This is a genomic window from Cysteiniphilum litorale (assembly GCF_003428165.1).
Classification (GTDB): domain Bacteria; phylum Pseudomonadota; class Gammaproteobacteria; order Francisellales; family Francisellaceae; genus Caedibacter; species Caedibacter litoralis.
The window spans coordinates 1-5,369 of the sequence record NZ_QLIQ01000078.1 but is presented as its reverse complement, the minus strand read 5'-3'; the positions used below and the strand labels follow the sequence as shown (position 1 = coordinate 5,369).

5 protein-coding genes are annotated in these 5,369 nt (G+C 35.9%); 3 read left to right on the top strand and 2 right to left on the bottom strand.

Translation table 11 applies throughout. The annotated features are described in order from the left end of the window. Positions 1-127: 127 nt before the first annotated feature. Positions 128-433 carry a recombinase family protein gene (locus tag DNJ75_RS14145; protein ID WP_117004089.1) on the bottom strand — a complete coding sequence of 102 codons (306 nt, stop codon included), beginning with the start codon at positions 431-433 and terminating at the stop codon, positions 128-130. A gap of 203 nt (positions 434-636) precedes the next feature. Here DNJ75_RS14145 and DNJ75_RS14140 point away from each other — a divergent pair, with 203 nt between their 5' ends. The 3 genes from DNJ75_RS14140 to DNJ75_RS14130 all read left to right on the top strand — a co-directional run bounded on the left by DNJ75_RS14140 (position 637) and on the right by DNJ75_RS14130 (position 4,776). Continuing rightward, positions 637-1,392 (top strand): hypothetical protein, encoded by a 756-nt coding sequence (locus tag DNJ75_RS14140; protein WP_117004088.1) that lies wholly within the window; start codon positions 637-639, stop codon positions 1,390-1,392. A gap of 2 nt (positions 1,393-1,394) precedes the next feature. After that, positions 1,395-3,758, top strand: coding sequence for a DotA/TraY family protein (locus DNJ75_RS14135; protein ID WP_117004087.1), 2,364 nt, complete (start codon positions 1,395-1,397; stop codon positions 3,756-3,758). Positions 3,759-3,831: 73 nt separating this feature from the next. Next, positions 3,832-4,776 (top strand): Rpn family recombination-promoting nuclease/putative transposase, encoded by a 945-nt coding sequence (locus tag DNJ75_RS14130; protein WP_117004086.1) that lies wholly within the window; start codon positions 3,832-3,834, stop codon positions 4,774-4,776. Between the two features lie 20 nt (positions 4,777-4,796). Here the strand turns inward: DNJ75_RS14130 and DNJ75_RS14125 are convergent, their stop codons facing one another. After that, on the bottom strand, positions 4,797-5,189 hold the full coding sequence (locus DNJ75_RS14125) for a hypothetical protein (protein WP_117004085.1): 393 nt from the start codon (positions 5,187-5,189) through the stop codon (positions 4,797-4,799). Positions 5,190-5,369 lie beyond the last annotated feature (180 nt).

The following is a 5,369-nucleotide window of genomic DNA, read 5'->3' as shown; positions in this document are numbered from 1 at the left end:
AAGGTAACTCCATTTATTGGAAAGAGGACAGCGCTAATGATATGTTATTCATACGGTCTTTTTACAAGGCTGGGCGATGGGAAGATATTGAAAGAATGGCTTATGCAGGCGGGTTAGCAATGGCTTCCTAAAATACCCACAAATTGCGAATGCGCCCCTCCAACATGCTTCGTCCAAGCCTTGAAAATTCACTTACAATTAAGTTGTCACCTTCACTTAATGACTCAATAACAGATGCCAGAGCACGTTTCTGCCAACTAATTGTTCCAGAAGCTTTATCTTCAACAAATTTAACCTGCCCTAAATTTTTTTCATTGGAAAAAAGTAAGATATCCATTTTATTTTTTTCAAGGTCTTGATCCTGCGTCGAAACTCTTAAGTAAGCAACTGTTTCTTTATTGGTCAAATGGGTCATCTTAACGTCTACTTCCATGAAAATGCATTTAAGTTGATTTATTTAACTATATAATTATAAAAATATCCAGTGAATTTCGTTGAGTAAAAGAAAACAAAATAAACCATCGTTTTTATTTCCATCAAATCAAATCCATTTGCAGAATAATTCTGGTTCTAAAATTCTATTTGCAAAATAATGTTGGTTGGTTTGCAAAATAATTCTGGCTGAGGGTCATTTTATTGCTGGCGCTAACAGATAAACATGTAGATACCATTAGCGTTAATCTAAATACGGATCATGATGCGATTGAAATTATCAGTGGTATTATTATTAAACCGATTAAGCTGGAAGCAAATGTTGAGCCAAAACATAAAATCCCTATTTTAATTAAAATTTATCATGCTGACTGGCAGATACTGAATTTACCACAAGAAATTACACAGCATTATCCAGTTGTTATTCACACTAAGCCGCGCACAGTGGTTTATGGTAGATATAATGCACTTGAGCACACCTTTACATTAACGGTTGCAGCAAAATATCGTAAAGCGATGACTAAAAAGAAAGCGATGATGGGCATAGTCAGTATTTTCAGTCTGAACATTATGCCTGTTTTAAGGAAAGCACGGCGCATGATAGGCAATCCCTTTAGCTATTCGTTTGATATTGGCAGTGATATCTGGCAGATGATCAAAGCGCCTAAAAAACACACCAGCAATACCACCAGTACTGCTGGTAGGAGTTTTGCGGATATGGATGATAGAGAGGCTAAAAAATATAGTTTGAATTTTAGTTGTTTAGCGATTCTTATACTCTGTATACCGTTAATTATGTATCTACTGTCTCTGCTCATGGGTGGCTATTTCAGCTATTACACATTTTTTGTTATACCTTTTTGTCTGATACCGCTTCATATGCGTTATCAATGCAAATACAGAATAAAAATTAGTGCCGGACGCTTTTTAATTCAATTATTCAAAGGAAGGGGGATTTAACGATGAGTGGTTTTGACTGGAATGACCTTGGTCATAACTGGGGATTTGTTTATCGCCTGATACAATTATTGTTTGGTGATTTCGTTAAGCAATATGGTCAGACAAGTAGTGATAATGCAGGGAGCATGTATACCATTATCACACATCTTGGTTACTGGTCATGCTACGCAGGTTTGCTTTTGCTTTGCATTATTCTGTTTTCATCATTCTGGAATATATGGCGAATATCTGAGAGTAATACACAGCAGGCAAAAAGTATGACGGTTCAGGTGTGGAAAGCACTTATTGTTGGCTTATTTATTGCACCTATTGGGCTAGGCGGCACATCAGTTGCACAACGTGTAGGAGTGATTAAAACAGCTTTAATGGGCGACTCATTTGCAAATATGGCTTATAAAAGTACGGTGGCTGAAATGTTAAAACCACCCGTATTAAGTGCTGGAGCTATTAATCCAACTCAATTATCTAATGATATATTGCAGGCAGAAGTCTGCACATTGGCGATTCAAGCACATGATGGCAAGGCAAATTTAGACATGAGTCAAATTTATCATAATGGTGAGATAAAACCAGTAATGGCTAATACCAATGCGCTTATATTATTAGGTGACTATAATCGTGCATTGGGTGAATACAAGTCTTTAAACGTTACCAATAACTCATATGGACTGATGCAGAAGCTCTATTTTGGTGAAAATGGTATTTGTGGATCAATTAACTTCCCTGCATTAGCCAATGGCACTTCGTTTAAAACACAGGTGGTTAATGAGCAAAGCACACGTTTGCGTGAGGCAGTGATTAATCTAGTAAATAATATTGCACCATCAGCAGAGGTTTTAGCGAGCTTAAGTGTTGATAAGAATACTGGCGGCATTAAGATTGCTGATAATGGTGACGCTAATACGCAGGAGCAGGCTAAAAGAGCACAGCAAATGTATTTAAGCGCTGTTAATAACTACATTCAGGAAGTTCAGGCTATTCCAGGTAAAATTCAGACAAATGTGTTAGACGATAGCGCTTTTGTTGATTTCATTGATCAGTCAGGCTGGGGACTGGGTGTATTATGGTGGAAAGTGTTGGCCGATATCCAGTCGTCTTTTGTTAGCAATGCTATTGCCTATAGTAGTACGATGTCAGCTAATATTATACCTGTTTGTCAGATAGGGTGGTGGAGTTGGTTTGGTAGCAATAAATATTGTGTTACTGATGAAAATTATAAGATATTAACCTCAAATCTTCTTTACATGCAAAAGAAAAACAATGATGCCATCATTGATAATGTAAATATTTCTAAATATGCAAAAACCAGTGCAGAAGTCAGTAATGCCTGTAGTGCATCAGGTTGCTCATTTGAGCGAGTTGATGGTATTGTTGGTAGTGCGATGAATTATGCTTTAGTCAGTATGACTGGCTCACAGAATTATGTGAGTGCACTTGATAATTATGATTATAAAACCATTACTGATATTAAAAATCAGCAGTCAATTTTTACAGTAGCTGCGAATTTAGGATCATCTTTATTTAAATCATATATGTATTTGTATGGAGGTTCAGTCTTATTTAAAGTCAGTGCTGGGGTAGCACATGGTGCAAGCCAGACAATTATTGGGAAATTTGGTGCAGCAATTGCAACAGAAGGTGTAGCATCTATTTTAGAATGGATGAGCACGACATTTTATGGATGGGCAACTGCTTTAATGGTTCCAACTAATACACCGCTGGTAATATTACCATTTACGCCAATTATCATCTGGGGAATGTTACTGATCAGTTACTTCATTATGTTGATTGAAGCTTTTATTGCGATTAATTTAGGGATGGCACTATGGGTGGTTCCGGATGAGCAGTTTATTTCTGGGCGCGTTATTAGAACAATCATGATGTTGTGTTCATTATTGTTAAGACCATTTTTATTTGTAGTCGGCTTAGCAAGCGCCTATGCATTATCTCCAATTGCATTAACGATCTGGAATACTTTATTTTTCTGGGGCACAGGCACTGTAGTTGGGGGAAGTTTTTATACACAGTTTTTTTATATAAGTGTTTATATTTATGGGTTAATCAAGTTTGCGATGATTTGTTATAACGTAAGCTTTATTATGCCTGATAAGATTCTGCAATGGATGGGATCAGGCTATGGTGATGTATCAGCATTTGGTTCAGCAGCTGACTTTACTAATCCTGGCATGGGTGGCGGATCATCAGGTGGTGGCGCACTGAGCAACCCACATGCGACAAAAGCAATAGCAGAGCTTTCAAGAGTGGCAAAAGCGGGTGTTGATGCCATAAAGCATAACAAAGAAAACTCTGATAATCGTATTACACATGAACAGGCTTATAGAGAGAGATATGGTGACAAGAATTGATAACATAAATAAAGCTGATATAGTCATTAAATACATAAGAGAGTACAGTGGTTGTATACAAAGGAAATGATAAATGGGCGCACATGATTTACAATTTCGGAATACTTTTAGAGATCCTGATATGTTCAGAGAGGCTTGTGAAATTTATCTTCCGAAAGAAGTCAAAGATAAAATCAACTTTTCAACTTTAAAATTGAGACAAATGAGCGGTTCATTTATTCGTAATCTTATTATACAGCAGTATAATATCGATCCACAAAAAGATGCCAAGTTATTTGAACAGCTGAAAGAAGAAATAGCCGATATTGTTTATAGCTGTGAGTGTTATGATGGTAGTCAGGTATTGCTAATTAGCCATGCAGAGCACCAGAGCAAAGCAGATAAAGATTTTCCAATCCGTAACGCCCTTTATGATATATCAGCTTTGAAGGACTATATAGATACTAACAAACCTGATAAATACCCATTAGTGATTAGCTTTTTAGTTTATCATGGCAAACAATCTCCATACCCTTACCCCACGGATATAAATCAAAAATTTGAGCATTCAGATTTGGCAAAAAAATATTTCCTAAAACCTATACTGATTGACTATGGACAATATTCGGATGAGCAATTACTTGGTCACGGTCAGTTATCAGGTTTAGAGATTGCTTTCAAGCATTCATTTGATGATGAAGTTGATGATAATGTTGTCAAAAATTTAATGCAGGGGCTGCAAAAATGTTCTAAAATTGAATTAAGAAGAGATTGGTATATGTATGCTTTAAAAACTTGGGAAAGCAGTGCAAATACCATGATTAAGCAATATAAAAATAAACTATCTGAAGATGAGGTGTTTGTTATGACAGCTGAACAACAATTAATAGCAAAAGGGGCATTACTTAAAGCTCAAGAGACTGCAATTAACATGATTAATAAAGGTTATAGTGATAATGACGTTGAGGAATTGACAGGGTTAGATAAGTCTACTCTGAAAGAAATTAAAAAAAATATCAAAAACACTACACGACATTAATAGTTTATTTTAAGTTATTTTTACAAGCACGAGTATATTTCTTCCTGTATTTTCCTGCTTTTTGCGTCACCACTTTTTATTTCAGAGATACTAGTTATTAACCAAATTGCCAGAATATAAATATAAAATAGCGAGAATAAAAGCAGCGTAATTATTATAAAAGGGATAACAAGACCTAAGCCATTTTCTGGAGTAACTATATTACCATAGTTAAAACCGAGCAAAAGCATGGCGATCACAAGGCCAGCAAAAATTGTAGATGCTCGTTTAATTTGATATTTTTTCCATTCACTATAAGCTTTTGCTTTTTTAAAGCTTTCGACTTCCTCGCAAGTAACTGTTTGTTTAAGGTGATCTGGATTAGTCTTTTTAACCCAACTTGGTAAGCAAAATTTCTGAAACGTAGACAGCATAAGGCATTGAGCCATACACAAAGTTGAGTTAAGGCACTACAGATTTTTTGTGTTTTTTTTTTTGATTTTTTGATTTTTTGTGAAGACGTGATCGATGCGCTATAGCGTTGTAATGATCTGCTTTAGTGGAATAGCTGGGGCATTACAGGCTTTATAAATCTTAGACTGCTCATGATTGGG

Excerpts from the sequence above, each read along its gene's own strand:
- DNJ75_RS14135 (WP_117004087.1), top strand. The coding sequence starts at position 1,395 with ATGAGTGGTTTTGACTGGAATGACCTTGGTCATAACTGGGGATTTGTT.
- DNJ75_RS14145 (WP_117004089.1), bottom strand. The coding sequence starts at position 433 with ATGGAAGTAGACGTTAAGATGACCCATTTGACCAATAAAGAAACAGTT.
- DNJ75_RS14125 (WP_117004085.1), bottom strand. The coding sequence starts at position 5,189 with ATGCTGTCTACGTTTCAGAAATTTTGCTTACCAAGTTGGGTTAAAAAG.
- DNJ75_RS14130 (WP_117004086.1), top strand. The coding sequence starts at position 3,832 with ATGGGCGCACATGATTTACAATTTCGGAATACTTTTAGAGATCCTGAT.